A 16,525-nucleotide genomic window follows, 5' to 3' on the forward strand; every position below is an offset into this window, starting at 1 on the left:
TTTCACTCTGTCAAAAGATTTTTAACTATCTCAGCGACAGCTTTCTCCAAGTTCATTTCTGCATTATTTAAGGCTTCCTCTAAAGGACAATCTGGCGGATTAATCCCAACAATCTGGCTAAATCCTGACTCAAACAAATCCTCAATCCCTTCACCGACTAGACCCGCAAAAGCAATCACCGGTTTATTGAAGTGTTTTGCAACCTGCGCCACACCAAATGGCGTTTTGCCAAATTTGGTTTGAAAATCAATTTTACCTTCCCCGGTAAACACATGATCTGCTTGCGCTATTTTCTCATTCAGTTGAACCTGTTCAATCATCAGCTCTACACCTGATCGAATGGAAGCAGCAGTGAATGCCATTAAACCAAAACCCAATCCACCGGCAGCGCCCGCACCTGCCACATGACGATAATCACAGCCAATCTGCTGAGCAACCACATCGGCGAAATGACAGAGGTTTTGATCCAACTGCTTGACCATTTCAGGCGTTGCACCTTTTTGTGGTCCAAAGATTATCGATGCACCATTTGGTCCACACAGTGGATTGTTGACATCCGATGCAAAGATTATTTCAGTATCTGCTAAACGTGGATCAAGTTCGGATAAATCCATTGATTTGACCAGATCTAAGTTTCCACCACAGACCTGAATTGACTCACTCTTATAATTTAGAAACCGCACACCCAGTGCTTGCGCCATACCAGCACCTGCATCATTGGTAATACTGCCACCGAGCCCAATGATGATTTTTTTCACATCCAAATCCAATGCTTGTTTGATCATTTCTCCTGTACCATAGGTCGAAGTAAGCATCGGGTTACGCTGTGAAGGTTTCAATAAATGAATGCCATTGGCCTTGGCCATTTCAATCACGGCAGTCTGGCTTGCATCAACCAAACCCCAATAGGTCTGAATACGTTGCTCAGATAATGGCCCGGTCACTTCACATGCAATACTTTCCCCCTTCAAGCTTGAAATCAGTGCATCGACCGTGCCTTCACCGCCATCAGCCATTGGCACATGAATAATATTGGCATCCGGAATGACGTTCTGAATACCGCGTTGCATGGCCTGACAAGCCTGCGCAGCAGACATGCTTTCTTTAAACGAGTCAGGAGCAAGCACAAAGGTGAGCGGCATGGTGTGATCTTTTATCCACAAATGAAGTCTAAATTGTGGATAAATCCAGCACTATCCACAAGTCTTTATTTCCAGCCCAGTTCAATTGCAGTTATCTCATTAATCAAGGTTTGATTTAAAGATTCTGGCATTTTACTGGTGGTTTGAGACAGTGGAATATGTCCTGCCATCAGCTCCGCCTTGGTTTGCGGAAATAAGGGTTGCTGATCTGGAAATGCATAACCCAGCGGATAAATCGGTTGACCTGTCGCTAAATCATATTTATCCGAAGCGCCAAAGGCATGCAGCAATTCATGGACCAAGACAATTTTATTCTGTTCAGTTTGTTGTTTGGATGCAAATAGATTTATCGAACCAATCCGGCCTTTTTGCAAGGCAGTGGAATGTTTCAATTGCTTGGTCTGCACAGGATCATAGTAATTTAAAAATAAAGTCACATTAGCTGAAGGGTCTGAACTCTGTCGCTGTTTCCAAGCATAGAACCGGAATTTTAAACTCCATAAAACTGTATCGATGAGCGAGTCTTGCTCAGGGACTTTGGGTGATAGAACTTGAAGCTCACGGCCTAAATTAAAATAAAAATAAGTCGGCTGTCCACGATACTGCTGAGCTGCTTTTTCCAGATATTCCCGTGCTCCATTCAGGTCCTGAGCTGACAGTTGCTGGATATATTGCTGTGTGGTCGGTAATCCATCGGCATTAATCGGATGCAGCAACACAATAATCGGCTTTGACCAGTTCTGGTTTTGATCACGATAGGCATTGACCGCGACAATCAATAAGATGATTAATAAAATCAGAATCCGAATCTTTTTCCACATATCGATTACACACTCTGCTTTTTCATTTTTCTTAAATACATCTGACTCATTTCTATTTTTGTTTCAAATAAATTTAAAGTTTTTATTAATCCTGACAATTTGGCTCTACCATAGTTACGAGAGTCAAAATCAGGCTTTACTGCACTGATATACTGCCCGACCATCCCTAAATTCGCCCATCCATTATCATCTGCATTATCTTTTACAGCTTTATAAATTAAGTTAAGCGTAGCTCGATCCATCCCTTCAGGTAACTGAATTTCCTTTTGCGCAGATATAGTTTTTTGTCCATTAGTCTTGATAATCTCCGAAACTTTTTTATCTATTGATCCTGTTTCTTCACCATCCTCATTATTTTTAATTTCACTATCTACAAGTAAGTTTTCGATATAAATGAACTTGTCACAGGCTTTCTTAAATGCTTCAGGAGTAGCTTTTTTGCCAAAGCCATACACTGTTAGACCATTTTCACGAATACGTGAAGCTAAGGGCGTGAAATCGCTATCGCTGGATACGATACAAAATCCATCTAATGCACCTGCATAAAGTAAATCCATAGCATCAATGATCAGGATCATATCCGTCGCATCTTTACCCTTGGTATAAGCGAATTGTTGTACCGGAGTGATGGCATGAGGAAGGAGTACATCTCGCCATTTCTTTAAAGTTTCGCTGCTCCAGTCCCCATACACACGTTTGACACTGGCAATTCCATATTTCGCAACTTCCTCCAATACCGATGAAATCGCGTTGATAGAAGAATTATCCGCATCGATTAATACAGCGAACTTTTTTGTCTGAATATCCACATCCACCCCAAGATATTATTTTTAATTTTTTATATACATGATTCTGACATAAAAAATGCCGACTTTCGTCAGCATTTTTTTGAATCTTAGAGTTTAGGCTTCAACCCATTTTCCGTCCTGATAAACCAGAGACCATTTGGTTTGCTTGCCTTCTGCAGTTTCCGAACCAATATATTGTGACTGGTTCTTACGGCTAAATTTTACCAGAGTTGGATTCCCTTCCGGGTCCACATCAGGTGCCTGCAAGATAAACTGATACTTTGGATCAAGCTGGTCGGCAACAGAACGAATCTCGGCCACTTTCGGTGCACGGGTTTCACGCACTTTCGGGAACTTGCTTGCCGCCAGGAATAAACCGGCTGCACCGTCACGCAGTACAAAGAAATCGTCATGCTTGGCAGAACGTAAATGCTCCATCTTGATCGGATCCACACGTGGAGGCGCAGGCTGACCGCTCTTTAAGACTTTACGGGTATTGTCACAGCTGGTACAGGCAAAATACGGACCAAAACGACCCGTCTTCAGCTGCATTTCACCATCACACTTGTCGCATGGGATACTCGGGCCATCATAGCCTTTAATTTTGAACTCACCTTCTTCAAGTTCAAAACCACTACAGTCCGGGTTATTCCCACAGATATGCAGTTTACGGCCGCCATCAATCACATAGCTGTCCATGGCAGTTTCACAGATCGGACAACGCTTCTTCGACATCAAGTCAGCAGTTTCCGCAGCCTCATCATCAGATAATGCAGCCAGAGACTCAACTGGTGTCAGGTTCAAGGTTCCTTTACAACGCTCTTTCGGCGGTAGGTTATAGCCTGAACAACCCAAGAATACGCCTGTGGTTCCGGTACGAATCTGCATTGGACGGTCACATTCTTTACAGTGTACTGCATCCACTTCTACAGGCTGATTGCGGCGCATACCGTTCTCACCCTGCGCCGTAGTCAAACGTTGCTTAAAATCGCCATAGAAGCTGTCTAATAACTCTTTCCAGTTACGCTCACCATCTGCTACTTTATCCAGCTGACCTTCAAGATCTGCGGTAAAGGCATAGTTCATCAGATTACTAAAATTTTCATCCAGACGATCGGTAACGATCTCACCCATCTTCTCGGCATAGAGACGACGGTTATCCAGTTTCACATAACCACGATCCTGAATCGTCGAAATAATCGCTGCATAGGTCGATGGACGGCCAATGCCTTTTTTCTCGAGTTCTTTGACCAGTGAGGCTTCGGTAAAACGTGCTGGTGGTTTAGTGAAATGTTGAGATGGATCAAGTTTCTCAAGTTTAAGGACTTCACCGACTTTGACCGCAGGCAATAAAATATCGTCATCAGCTTTATTGGCACCACGCACGCGAGTAAAACCATCAAAGACCAAGGTACGACCTTTGGCTTTCAGCTCTACACCATTAGCATCCACTAAAATGGTAGAAGACAAATATTCTGCCGGAGTCATCTGACAGGCAACAAACTGGCGCCAGATCAAGTCATAGAGGCGCTGTGCATCACGCTCAACACCCACTAGGCTGTCGCCTTTTAAGCCAACCATAGATGGACGAATGGCTTCATGCGCTTCTTGCGCACCGGCTTTATTGCCATAACGGTTCGGCTTGGCAGGCAAATATTTCTCGCCAAACTCCGATTCGATATGGCCACGCACCATATTCACCGCATCATCACTCAAGAATGTCGAGTCGGTACGCATATAGGTAATGAAACCGGCTTCATACAGGCGCTGCGCCAGCATCATGGTTTTCTTCACAGAAAAACCGAGACGGGTACTGGCTGCCTGTTGTAGCGTTGACGTGATATACGGCGCACTTGGATTAACCTTGGTTGGCTTATCTTCACGTGCAGAAACCGTATAATCAGCATCTTTGATCAGGTTTAATAAGGCATCAGTTTCGGCTTTGTTGCGCAGCTTGAGCGTCTTGCCATTTTGCTTGACTGCTTCGAGACGAATATCATCTTTTTTCGATTTGGTATCGGCAAACACCTGCCAGTATTCCTCAGGAATGAAGGCACGAATTTCACGTTCACGCTCGACTACCAGCTTCACCGCAACCGACTGTACACGACCGGCCGACAGACCACGGGCAATCTTTTCCCAAAGCAATGGCGAAATCATAAAGCCCACGACACGATCCAGGAAACGGCGTGCCTGCTGTGCATTGACTTTATTGGTATCCAGACGTGACGGATGCTTAAAGGCATCCTGAATCGCGTTTTTGGTAATTTCGTTGAAGACCACACGCTGATAACGCGAATCATCACCACCGATGACTTCTTTTAAATGCCAGGCAATCGCCTCTCCTTCCCTGTCCATATCCGTTGCCAGATAGACTTCATCGACTTGCGATGCCAGTTTTTTCAGTTCGGCAACCACATGTTCTTTGCCAGGAAGGACTTCGTATTTGGCTTTCCAGTCATGTTCCGGATCGACACCCATGCGGTTAATCAACGCATTCTGTGATTTTTCAGCTTTTTCTGCATCCGTCAGTTTGGTACGTGTCGCCGGTTTTTTCTCTGTCGATTTTGCAGAACCGCCTGTCGGCAAGTCACGCACATGACCCACTGATGATTTTACGATGTAGTTCGGACCAAGGTACTTATTGATTGTTTTCGCTTTTGCAGGCGACTCCACAATCACTAGGGCACGCTTGCTTCCAGCGTCGGGAGACTTCGCTGTGCTGCTTTTTGATGTGGACCGAGGAGCGTTCGCCATAATTAACCGTTAATCCTGTTTATTTCTAAATTAAAGTTCAGCCAAAGCGTGTAACAGCGCTTTGATGTCGTCGAGTTGGGTCGCTCTTAAATCAGCTTCTTCATCCCAATACACGCCGACACAGTTGGCCTGCATATCAATAGCATAAATGCCTTTTAATGCAATGGGAAAATCTTTAAATTTCTCATCACCCTGCACGATTTCGAGTTTATTATCGACAACACGGGCGCGCATCAAGGGCAAACGTGCATCTGGCATCAGCACACTGTAGTATGCGACCATACTGGCACGACTTTCAGTCGCCTTCGGGATTTTGGTCCAGTCCGGTGCCACCACCAGACGTGGATGCAAACCCATTTTACGGGCTTTATCACGCATCAGCCCCAAGGCTTTTTCTCGGGGACTTACACGTAACCCGAAAATCGACCCTATGACGAAAATGATGATGACCACCGTCACCCAGATTCCAGTGTTTTCCATAGTTCAACCTTTATGTTCTATTATTAGAGTTGCATAAGCACAATATAAAACGCAAGTTTGCACGATAAAATTAATTCAGGAACATTTCATGACTATATAAAATTTCGTGACCATTCCAGTAAATATAACCTTTCTCGATCAGCTCTTTCAGCAGCAAGCGAATGTCCGATTTTGGAAATAACTGTTCCAGTAAATCACGCAGCTCATAAATGTCTTTGGGTTTATCGCCCTGCAATTCACGCAGTTTACGCGCCACTTCCAGTTGTACCGGATCGATCCGGCCAAAGTTCTTGAACAGGTCTTGCTGTGCCGACTGGATTGGTGACTTGAGTATTTCAGATTCAACTGGAGCTTCATCTACCTTCATTTGGGAAATAACCTGATCCAGTTTAGGATTTTTAACCGGGCTTTGTTCATCCAGATTGAGTTGCAGCCATTGTTTCAGGACTTTTTTACGGAAACTGATCTGCTCATCATAGCGTTTGACAATTTTCAGGTTAATCAACATGCCGACCACATGCTGAGCTTTCACTGGCATCACTTGCAGAATATTCGCCACTGAATTTTTTAAGGTTTCAACCGTATTCGGTTTGCCACTCATTTTCCCTAACGCATCACAGTATTTTTTCACCAACTGCAAGGCGGGTTTGTTCTTGATGGCGTCCAGACTCGGAAGATGATTTTTAGGCTGATCTGTTGGAATGCTTGTCTCATCAGACTGAATCTGAATCAGGTGACACGGAATATCAGAAGCCTGCAGCATCTGCTGCAACATCTCGCAGCTGTCCATCGCCGAGATCAATTCAACCTCGGTTTCTGGCTCCAGTAGCGCCATAAGCTGACCGACAATGACTGCATACTCATATTCTTTTTGTGGCGATTCAGGCGTGTCCAGCACCACCACCTGACCACTGCTAATCCAGCCGGCAAGCTCGGTTAAGTCCTCTAAGGAGAATTCAAATTTTCCGGCACAGCTAAACAGATATAAAGTCGAATAGTGCGCCACAATCTCACGCATTAACTTGGCTGTGGGGAAATTATTTTCGAGGTCGAGTAGAATAACTTTTGGGTGCATGGGACGCAATTCCGGAATGTACCTGAGAGCCGGTATTAGAGTAGGAAGTGAGTGAAAGGTCAAATAATTTTAGGACTGAATGGGTGCAGGCCTGTTTCGGCAGAGAGCTAAACTGCATTTTATGAAATGCCGGCAAGAAATCTGTTTGTAAGCGTGAATGTTTGTTTTCAACAGGAAAATTCTTTTGCACTTGATCATCACGCTACGCTTTATTACTTTTATATGCGGATTTAATGCAATTTAAAAGCCAATTCAAAAAAATAATATTTCTCTTTTTAACATCTTATCGATTGGCTCATTTTTATTTTTCAATAAAAAACCCTTAGATCAGCTAAGGGTTGTTGTTGATTAAATCATTGGTTGCAAATTAATAATGCGGTGGGCGATCTGCAACCGGATCAAATTCTGCAATGCCTTCAGACAGATCTGAAGACTCAACACGTTGATATAACAGCGTCATTTGCTTTTTCAGATCAGCAATTTCCAGGGTCTGTTTGGCCACCTGATCATTCAACTGTTCAACTAAATCGTCTAAAAATGCAATTCGCACTTGCAAATCTTCAATGGGTGCGGAAAATGACGCCTGATCATTTAGATTTTGTTGTTTAGTCATTTAAAGTCCTCATTGGGGATTTCAGGAAACATTATGGCCTATATTACCCTTAGGGATGTCCAACTTGCGTTTGGTGGACCCGCCCTGCTCGACGGCGCGAATTTTAACTTGGAACGCGGCGAACGAGTGTGTTTGATTGGCCGTAATGGTGAGGGTAAGTCTACCTTACTTAAGCTGATTGAAGGAAGTTTACTGCCTGACAACGGCGAAGTTTCATTACAAAACGGCATTACTATTTCCATGCTGGCGCAAGATGTACCGATGGATTCAGGTAAAGTGGCTGATATCGTGGCAGATGGTGCCGGTGAAGCATCGGAAGTTTTGCGTGCTTATCATGCTGCCAGTGAAGCCTGTGTACTCGGTGACATGGACGCCTGTGATCGTATGGGCAACCTGCAACACAAAATGGATCAGCTGGATGGCTGGGCGCTGGAAACCAAAGTCAATTCGATTTTAAGCAAAATGGGCCTGGACCCGGATGCAGATCTTGCCGATTTATCTGGTGGTCGTAAGCGTCGTGTACTACTGGCACGTGCTTTACTTACCCAACCCGATGTGCTGTTACTGGACGAACCGACTAACCATTTAGACGTTGAAAGTATCGAATGGCTGGAAAAATTCCTGCTCGATCAAAATAATTTGACCCTATTGTTCATTTCGCATGACCGTGCCTTTGTCGATAGCATTGCTACCCGTATTGTTGAACTGGATCGTGGTCAACTGCGTAGTTATGAAGGTAACTATTCACGTTATCTAGACCTGAAAGCCCAGCAAATGGAAGCTGAAGAAAAGCAAAATGCGCTGTTCGATAAAAAGCTGGCTGAGGAAGAAGTCTGGATCCGTCAAGGGATTAAAGCCCGTCGTACCCGTAACGAAGGTCGTGTCCGTGCCCTAAAAGCATTACGTGAAGAATCTAGAGCACGTCGTTCGCAACAAGGTAAAGTGACGATGGCGACTCAGGATGCCAACCGTTCCGGCAAACTGGTGTTTGAAATTGAGAACCTGAGTGTGAAATTCGGTGACAATGCACCGATCATCAACAACTTCTCTGCACTTGTCCTCCGTGGCGACCGTATCGGTCTGGTCGGTGATAACGGTGTCGGTAAAACTACCCTCATTAAAGCCATTCTGGGCGAGCTAGAACATGGCGGTACGGTGAAGACCGGTACGCAGTTAGAAGTGGCCTATTTCGACCAGCTCCGTAATGCGCTGGATCTGGAAAAATCTGTTAAAGATAACGTCTCAGAAGGTTCTGACCACGTGGATGTGAATGGTAACCGTCGTCATATCTATAGTTATTTACAAGATTTCCTGTTTTCGCCAGAACGTGCCCGTACACCAGTCAAAGCTTTGTCAGGTGGTGAGCGCAACCGTATCCTGCTAGCGAAACTGTTGCTGAAACCATCGAACCTGATTGTGATGGATGAGCCAACCAACGACCTGGATATGGTGACTTTAGAGTTACTGGAAGAGATGCTGGGTGGCTACAAAGGCACCCTGCTGTTGATCTCGCATGACCGTGCCTTTATGGACAACGTGGTAACATCCACTTGGGTCTTTGATGGTAAGGGCAATATTGACGAATATGTTGGCGGTTATCAGGATTATCTTGAACAACGTCCGGATCAAACCGTGGTTGACCAAAAAAGTGCCGTGAAAAAAGCCATAGCCAAAGCAGAAGCCGAGGCGGCACCGGTCGCTGCCAAAAAAGTTAAGCTTAGCTACAAGGACCAGCGTGCACTCGAGCAACTTCCTGCTGAAATGGAAGCACTGGAAAAAGAGCAGGCCGAGATCAACGCACAACTGGCTGATGGCTCTTTATTTGTGACTGATTCCGATAAAGCATTGAAACTTTCTAACCGTTTATCCGAAATTGATGAGCTGTTACTGGAAAAATTAGAGCGTTGGGAAGAACTGGACAACCTAAGTAACGGCTAAATATTCCCCGAGCTTTTACTAAAGCATCTGTATTCGTACAGATGCTTTTTTATTTCAATAATCTTCTCTGTTAGACTGCATTTAATCTTTTGGCCCTAAATTGTTTTATGAGTACTCAGCCTGCATATCAACCCGGTGAATTTCAATGGTCATTCCTGTTACCTCAATATTGGGGCAAATGGCTAGGCATTATTTTCCTGATGATTCTGGCGATCTTACCTTGGGCCATTCAGCATCGTCTGGCGTCCCTGCTGGGCCACCTTTCTTTTAAATACTTGAAATCACGCCGTGAAACCACGCTGCGTAATCTGGAAGTCTGCTTTCCCGAATGGTCTGAAAAGCAGGTACAGGACAATGCCCGTCAGGTATTTATCGATCAAATGCTGGGGGTGTTTGAGACGCTGAATGCCTGGTACAGTCCGAAATGGTTTCAGGGCCGCGTCAGTATTGAAGGCTTGGAACATATTCAGAAGACACAAGCCGCAGGCCAAGGCATGCTGTTATTAGGCACGCATTCAACTTTGCTCGATGCGGGTGGTTATCTTTGCGCACAATATTTTGAACCGGATGTAGTCTATCGTCCGCAGAATAATCCACTTTTGGACATGCTGATTTACCGTTGTCGCGCCACAATTTATGCCAATCAGATTGACCATGATGATATGCGCGGTCTGGTACGTAACCTGAAAAATGGCCATGCGATCTGGTACAGTCCGGATCAGGATTATGGTTTAAAACAAGGCGTGATGGCACCATTTTTTGGTGTGCCTGCGGCGACTGTAACCGCACATCGTCGTTTACTAAAAATGACCAAAGCGGCTGCAATTCCTTTATATTTCTATCGTCATGGCGATATTAATAATCCGCGCTACCATGTGCTGATTGAACCAGCACTGGAAAATTTTCCTGGTGAAAATGAAGTCGAAGATGCCACCCGCGTGAATCTGGTAATCGAGCAGCAGTTACGCATTGCACCGACCCAATATATGTGGTTCCACCGCCGTTTTAAGACTCGCCCTGAAGGTTATAAATCAATTTACTAAATCAATTTGATCACGGAATTTGAAGGGCTATAGCTTAAAATCATGTTTAAGTAATTGAAATAATTTAACCCGAGCTCTACATCCTGTAAAACTCGGGTTAATGAGGTTGTGCTTTCACATATTATAATTCGTTCTGCTTTTTTGTGATGTCCCTTTCAGCATCATATCCATGATGTTTTCATTCAGCTTCGTCTTCCTTATGAGAATATCCTTTCTCGACTCCCTGTGCTGATAAACCTAGAATACCCAGATTACTAACCCCTGCCCATTCGCAAGAAGCGGAAACTGTTGTAAGCAATATCGTACACTTTTCTTCTAAAAAGCTAAGAGATTTTGCCTCCTTCTTTATATGCCATAGCAACTTCATCAGTGACTATTTTTTCCTCTTTCTCTGCTTTCTGAATGCCTTCTTCAATAGCTTTTTGTGCTTCTTGCTCATCTTCATCAGTTTGTTCTAATTCTTCCTGAATATGCTCGAATACCCGACCGGTTTGTAAAACCAGAAAGACCGGAAAATGGTCAGAGCCTACATGCGGTAAACGTTCCATATGTACCAAGGCAAAATCGGTACTGTGAAAGACGTGATCCAGCGACCAGCGAAAAAAAGGATAATCTGCGTGAAAAGTATTCACATAATGACGCCCTACCCGCGGATCTAGCAGCCCACTAATGCGTTGAAATAGGCGTGTGGTACGTGACCAGGCCACGTCATTCAGATCGCCCATGACGATACAGCTTTCATCCAGATCCTTAATCTGATCACCGACAATCAGCAGTTCAGCATCACGCAAGGTAGAATCCTTGGCCTCGGTCGGGCTGGGTGGTTTGGGATGCAGACAGTAGAGCTGTACTGGCTGTCCCGAGCGTAAAATCACTGTAGTATGAATTGAGGGAATTTCGTCACTCAGAATAAATTTAACCTCAGTTTCACTCAATTCGAGCTTGCTATATAGATGCATGCCATACAGATTATCCAAAGGCACAGGCACGCGATAAGGATAATCAGCTTCAATCACCGAGAGTGCATTTTGCCAGTTTTGATCGGTTTCCAGAGTCAAAACCAGATCTGGCTGATGAATCTGGATCTGCTCGATCAGTAAATGATATTTAGTATTGGTAGTAAGTACATTGGAAACGATCAGGGAAATCTGACGTTGCGGATCCAGCTGATCCTGCTTGACCTGCTTGACCTGTTTTTTCCAGATAAAGGTATAGGGCAATACCATTTTCAGCTGATAGGCCAAAGCTGCCATCAGACCGACAAAAAGCAGCTGATTCAACCAGTTCCAGGGGTGCTCCAGAACCAAGAACAGCACAAAGGCGATAAAGCCTAATACCAGAATTTGTAAGCGTGGAAAATCCGCACCTCGAATCCACCATTCATCGCGTGGTATCAGTGACCAAAAACTTAACCAAATGACAATGATTGCCAGAATTTGGATAACCCATATCATAAACTGCGCTCTTAATTAAGTTATTATTTTTTCTAAAAGAAAAATGAAGTTATCAATTTTGTATGTATCATAAAGCAGATATTTCGCTCAAGAATATTGATGTTTTGATTGTGTAGCTCTTGCAGTTGAGTCCCTTTTTGGTACACTCGAATCCCTTTTGATTTTTTAACGCACCGAGGCAAAGTGACATGAAAGTAGGTCTGGTCGGTTGGCGCGGGATGGTCGGTTCCGTCCTTATGCAACGTATGGTTGAAGAGAATGATTTTGCTCATTTTAAGCCATTCTATTTCTCTACCAGTAATGCAGGCGGTGAAGCGCCGGCATTTGGCGGTAAGACCGCCCCAGCACTTATGGATGCATCAGACATTAACAGTCTGAAGCAAATGGATGTCATTATTACCTGTCAAGGTGGCGACTATACCTCTGAAGTTTTCCCGAAACTGAAAGCTGAAGGCTGGAATGGTTACTGGATTGATGCAGCATCGACCTTACGTATGGATGATGAAGCCATCATCGTACTTGATCCGGTCAACATGCATGTGATCAAAGATGGTCTGGTCAAAGGCACCAAGACTTTTGTCGGCGGTAACTGTACAGTTTCCTTGATGCTGATGGGCTTGGGCGGTCTATTCCAGAACAATCTGGTGGAATGGGCAACTTCAATGACGTATCAGGCCGCTTCAGGTGCAGGCGCGCAAAACATGCGTGAACTGATCAATGGTATGGGATATTTATATAACAATACCAAAGAGTTGCTTGATGATCCGCGTTCTCCAATTCTGGATATCGACTCTAGAATTGCTGAATTACAACGTGGTGAAGGCTTCCCGTCTGCAAACTTTGGTGTGCCTTTGGCTGGTTCACTCATTCCTTATATCGACAAGCAACTGGAAAGCGGCCAGTCGAAAGAAGAATGGAAAGGTCAGGTTGAAACCAACAAGATTCTGGGCAACCAGCAGATCGTGCCAATTGATGGTCACTGCGTGCGTATTGGTGCCATGCGTTGTCACTCTCAGGCATTAACCCTGAAATTGAAAAAAGATGTACCTTTGGATGAAATCGAAGACATCATTGCACGTGCCAATGACTGGTCTAAAGTGGTTCCAAATACTCGTGAAGCATCCATGACTGATCTGACGCCTGTTGCTGTAACAGGTACTTTAAGCGTTCCAGTCGGCCGTCTGCGCAAGCTGAATATGGGTAAAGAATATCTGGGTGCGTTCACTGTAGGTGACCAGTTGCTTTGGGGTGCGGCCGAGCCGTTACGCCGTATGCTGCGTATTCTGATTGATTATAAAAATGCCTAATATCCTTTGGATATAAAGCCAAAAGCCGATCTTTATTGATCGGCTTTTTTATGTAACTATTGCGTAAGTATTTTACAAAAAACAAACATCCCGTTAATCTATAATTTTCGCTATGCGATAATGACTGAGCTCACGATTAAGATGACTGTATATAACAAATTAAAGCTTGCCATTTTAGCCATTGTCGCTTCACAAAACATTTATGCGATTAATGTAGATCCGGTTCAGATTCAGTCTGCCCCTGGGGAATTACTCTATGCAGAAATGACTTTTCGGCAGTCTGATATGAGTTTGCCGATTGAAGTCAGTCTGGCTTCACCTGCAGATTTAATGTCAATTGGTGCATCACATCAACCGCCTGGTCATCTGAACTTTTTTACCCGGCGTAGCAATAATGGTACCGGGGTCATTACTATTACTTCTTCTCGCCCCATAACAGAACGCGAACTGAATATTATTGTTAAAATCAAGGAAGGCAATGCCGCACGTCTGCAGCATATTCATACCAATTTAAGACCTAAAACAGATTTATTACAGGCCAGTCTCAAACAGAATGAACGCCCGCTTGCACCCGTTGTCGTCGTCAGTGAAAAAGATATTGCACTTAACTTACCCGTAAGTAGCCATTACAGTACAGCAGCTCCTACAGCCTTAAATAAACCAGCGGGTCTAGAAAAGCCGTTGGCATTGCAACGCACAGCACCACCAACATTATCGAATACGTCCATTCCTAAAACTAAAATTGCACCAGTTGTAATGACATCAAGTCCAGCAATTCAGGCTCAAGTGATTGCACCTGTAGTTAAAAACGAGGTGGTAACTGCACCCGATACTCAAGCCCCCGTTAAAACTGCAGCGGTGCTTTCAGATTCAGTAAAGACCTCACAAACAACTCTTGCATCACCGGCTCCTGCAGCAGCTTCGACTACAAACAAACCGGCTAGTCCAATGCTAGCAAATCAAAGCGCATCAGCGCAAAATAAAGCAGATGTGCAGAAAGCTTTAGAGTCCCGTTCTGATCATCAAACTGCCTCCAGTGATCCATTGGTGAAGAAATTCACTGAGGAGCAAGCCAGAAAATCCACTGGATCAGCCAATCCGGTGAAAACGCCGGCTCCAGTGACTAAAAAAGCTCAACCAGTCAAAGCAACTCCAAATCAGACTCCACCTACTTATGTGGTCCAATCCAATGAGTCACTGTGGGGGATTGCATCACGAATTGCCGAACAGCAGCAGCGCCCGGTCAGTGAAGTCATGCAGCAAATCAAAAAAGACAATGAGCATGCTTTTATCGGAGGAAATGCCAATCGTCTACGCAAGGGTGCTGCATTGAACTTAAATACAACTCATCCTGCACCTGCGCCCATTAAAGTTTCTGCAGCACCTCAGACAGAGCGACCGTCTAAGCCTGCTGGCAAAACTAAATACCGTTTGAATCAGGCAGAAATGAGCCTGGTTGCTGAGAACCAGCGCGATTCCGGTCAAGTTTCTGCAAACCAGAACACAGAACGCAATCAAACATCAAAGGAATTGTCATTAAAAGTTATGACAGCCCGAGAAAAAACCGTTAAATTACAGAGAAACGTAACTGAATTAGAATTGGCACTCAATCAGAAGGATCACAGAATTCAGTTATTAAATGCGCGTCTGGCCCAGCTACAACAACAGCTCAAAGCCCAACAAGCAGATAAGAAGCCAATTAATTAAAAAGTTACACATGACGATTTATTGGGATAGGCGAACTTAAACTACTCTATCCCCAAGGGGTAAAACATGCTGATTTATGTGATTCCATTAGTGATATTGATCATCGTATTAATTGTCTTTAAAAAACGACAAGATGCTCAAGAATCAGATAAAGCAAAAACTAAAACGGTAAAAGCAAAAAAACCTGGTTCTGCGTCAAAAGCTGCCCCACAAAGAACCAAGGTGGTGGAGCCAGTCGGGGTCACAAAAAAATCAGCAACGCCATTATCAGCAGACACACGTAAGAAAATTGAGGGCCTGATTCAGGAACGTAATTTTTTTGCGGCCGAAGCACAGATTAATCAGGCACTGAATCGGGATAATTCCCAGCATGAACTCTATCTGTTGTTATTGGATATTCACATCTTACAAAAAGATGAGTTTGCGATTTCACAGCTGCTTAACCATATCCGTTCTTTGCATTTAGATGAGATTCTGGTACAAGCTGAAGCAAAACAGCGTGAATTTGAAAAATCTTCATCTGCTGTACAAGATACTATTGATTTTCCAAGTGCCCAGCCTAAAACTTCTTCTGCGCAGGAAGCTGCTTCAACTTCAGATGCCTTTGCCGATCTGGTTGCACCGGCCCCTTCAAATGAACTGGCATTTGAACAATTGCAGCAGGACTTTCAATCAAGCAAGCCGGCCCCTGTTGCAGAACCTGTAGCAGATATTCAGCCACTTGAATTTAATTTTGAACCAAAGACTACCCCAGTAGAAACACCAAAAGCTGAAGAGGCTCCTGTACCTACTGCTCCTTCTGTAGATTTTGAATTTCAAACTACATCTACAGATATTCAAACTACAGCAGTAACAGAAACGGCACCTGTCTTAGACTTTAAACTGGATTTGGAACAGCCTGCTCCAGTAGAAACAGCGCCAACTGTGACTGAAGAAATCAAGCCTCTCGATTTTTCATTCTCGCTTGACACGCCTGTACCAGCAGCTGAAAAAACTGCGGTGCCAGCGACTGAGTTTGATCTGTCCAGTTTGACAGCTGCAGCACCTGTGGCAGAGCCGGCTGCACAAACTAATCTATCCGGACTGGATTTCAAATTAGATCATTTGGAAACCACGCCAGAAGCGCCTGCCGCGACAGTGATGAGTTTCGATCTTCCTGCTACGCCAGCTCAGGCAGCGATAGACCAGCATGATCCACTCGTGCAATCTTTCCCGGAATTACTGGATGTTAATGAAGCAAGTCTCAATCTTGATCTTGCTCAGCAATATATCCAACTCGGTGCCTATGCCGCTGCCCGTGAAATTATTGCCGAGCGAGAAGCTGAATATACTCTTGAACAACAGCAACGCGCAGAGCAATTACTGAATCAAATCGCATCTTGATGCATTTCGATTTACAC

Annotated in this window: 13 protein-coding genes; 5 read left to right on the forward strand and 8 right to left on the reverse strand. The window is 44.4% G+C overall.

What is annotated here, in order from left to right; all coding sequences use genetic code 11:
* Nucleotides 1-2: 2 nt before the first annotated feature.
* The 7 genes from NI470_RS03465 to NI470_RS03495 all read right to left on the reverse strand — a co-directional run bounded on the left by NI470_RS03465 (nucleotide 3) and on the right by NI470_RS03495 (nucleotide 7,676).
* Nucleotides 3-1,142, reverse strand: a complete 1,140-nt coding sequence (locus NI470_RS03465; protein ID WP_253147722.1) for a glycerate kinase — start codon at nucleotides 1,140-1,142, stop codon at nucleotides 3-5.
* Between the two features lie 65 nt (nucleotides 1,143-1,207).
* Complete coding sequence (locus NI470_RS03470) at nucleotides 1,208-1,963, reverse strand: hypothetical protein (protein WP_253147723.1); 756 nt, start codon at nucleotides 1,961-1,963, stop codon at nucleotides 1,208-1,210.
* 5 nt (nucleotides 1,964-1,968) lie between these two features.
* The gene (locus NI470_RS03475; protein WP_034439084.1) at nucleotides 1,969-2,772 is read right to left on the reverse strand and encodes an NYN domain-containing protein; all 804 of its coding nucleotides are present in this window, start codon (nucleotides 2,770-2,772) and stop codon (nucleotides 1,969-1,971) included.
* Between the two features lie 93 nt (nucleotides 2,773-2,865).
* Nucleotides 2,866-5,508 (reverse strand): type I DNA topoisomerase, encoded by a 2,643-nt coding sequence (gene topA / locus NI470_RS03480; RefSeq protein WP_004278474.1) that lies wholly within the window; start codon nucleotides 5,506-5,508, stop codon nucleotides 2,866-2,868.
* A gap of 30 nt (nucleotides 5,509-5,538) precedes the next feature.
* A complete protein-coding gene (locus tag NI470_RS03485) occupies nucleotides 5,539-5,988 on the reverse strand; it encodes a hypothetical protein (RefSeq protein ID WP_004278475.1) in 450 nt (149 codons plus the stop codon).
* Nucleotides 5,989-6,058: 70 nt separating this feature from the next.
* Nucleotides 6,059-7,063, reverse strand: a complete 1,005-nt coding sequence (locus NI470_RS03490; protein ID WP_253147724.1) for a hypothetical protein — start codon at nucleotides 7,061-7,063, stop codon at nucleotides 6,059-6,061.
* 367 nt (nucleotides 7,064-7,430) lie between these two features.
* The gene (locus NI470_RS03495; RefSeq protein ID WP_004278477.1) at nucleotides 7,431-7,676 is read right to left on the reverse strand and encodes a SlyX family protein; all 246 of its coding nucleotides are present in this window, start codon (nucleotides 7,674-7,676) and stop codon (nucleotides 7,431-7,433) included.
* A 33-nt stretch (nucleotides 7,677-7,709) separates the two neighbouring features.
* On the opposite strand from NI470_RS03495, the gene NI470_RS03500 reads away from it, so the two are divergent.
* Both NI470_RS03500 and NI470_RS03505 read left to right on the forward strand, forming a co-directional pair.
* On the forward strand, nucleotides 7,710-9,614 hold the full coding sequence (locus NI470_RS03500; protein ID WP_114541280.1) for an ATP-binding cassette domain-containing protein: 1,905 nt from the start codon (nucleotides 7,710-7,712) through the stop codon (nucleotides 9,612-9,614).
* A gap of 107 nt (nucleotides 9,615-9,721) precedes the next feature.
* On the forward strand, nucleotides 9,722-10,657 hold the full coding sequence (locus NI470_RS03505; RefSeq protein ID WP_253147725.1) for an LpxL/LpxP family acyltransferase: 936 nt from the start codon (nucleotides 9,722-9,724) through the stop codon (nucleotides 10,655-10,657).
* 323 nt (nucleotides 10,658-10,980) lie between these two features.
* Here NI470_RS03505 and NI470_RS03510 read toward each other — a convergent pair whose 3' ends face one another.
* Complete coding sequence (locus NI470_RS03510; RefSeq protein ID WP_253147726.1) at nucleotides 10,981-12,111, reverse strand: endonuclease/exonuclease/phosphatase family protein; 1,131 nt, start codon at nucleotides 12,109-12,111, stop codon at nucleotides 10,981-10,983.
* A 188-nt stretch (nucleotides 12,112-12,299) separates the two neighbouring features.
* On the opposite strand from NI470_RS03510, the gene asd reads away from it, so the two are divergent.
* From asd to NI470_RS03525, 3 genes are all read left to right on the forward strand, one after another.
* A complete protein-coding gene (gene asd / locus NI470_RS03515; RefSeq protein WP_253147727.1) occupies nucleotides 12,300-13,418 on the forward strand; it encodes an aspartate-semialdehyde dehydrogenase in 1,119 nt (372 codons plus the stop codon).
* Nucleotides 13,419-13,538: 120 nt separating this feature from the next.
* Nucleotides 13,539-15,125, forward strand: a complete 1,587-nt coding sequence (locus NI470_RS03520) for a FimV/HubP-related protein (RefSeq protein ID WP_253147728.1) — start codon at nucleotides 13,539-13,541, stop codon at nucleotides 15,123-15,125.
* A 66-nt stretch (nucleotides 15,126-15,191) separates the two neighbouring features.
* The gene (locus NI470_RS03525; protein WP_253147729.1) at nucleotides 15,192-16,508 is read left to right on the forward strand and encodes a fimbrial protein FimV; all 1,317 of its coding nucleotides are present in this window, start codon (nucleotides 15,192-15,194) and stop codon (nucleotides 16,506-16,508) included.
* The last annotated feature ends 17 nt before the right edge of the window (nucleotides 16,509-16,525 follow it).

The sequence above is a fragment of the Acinetobacter lwoffii genome (assembly GCF_024129115.1).
Lineage (GTDB): Bacteria > Pseudomonadota > Gammaproteobacteria > Pseudomonadales > Moraxellaceae > Acinetobacter > Acinetobacter lwoffii_T.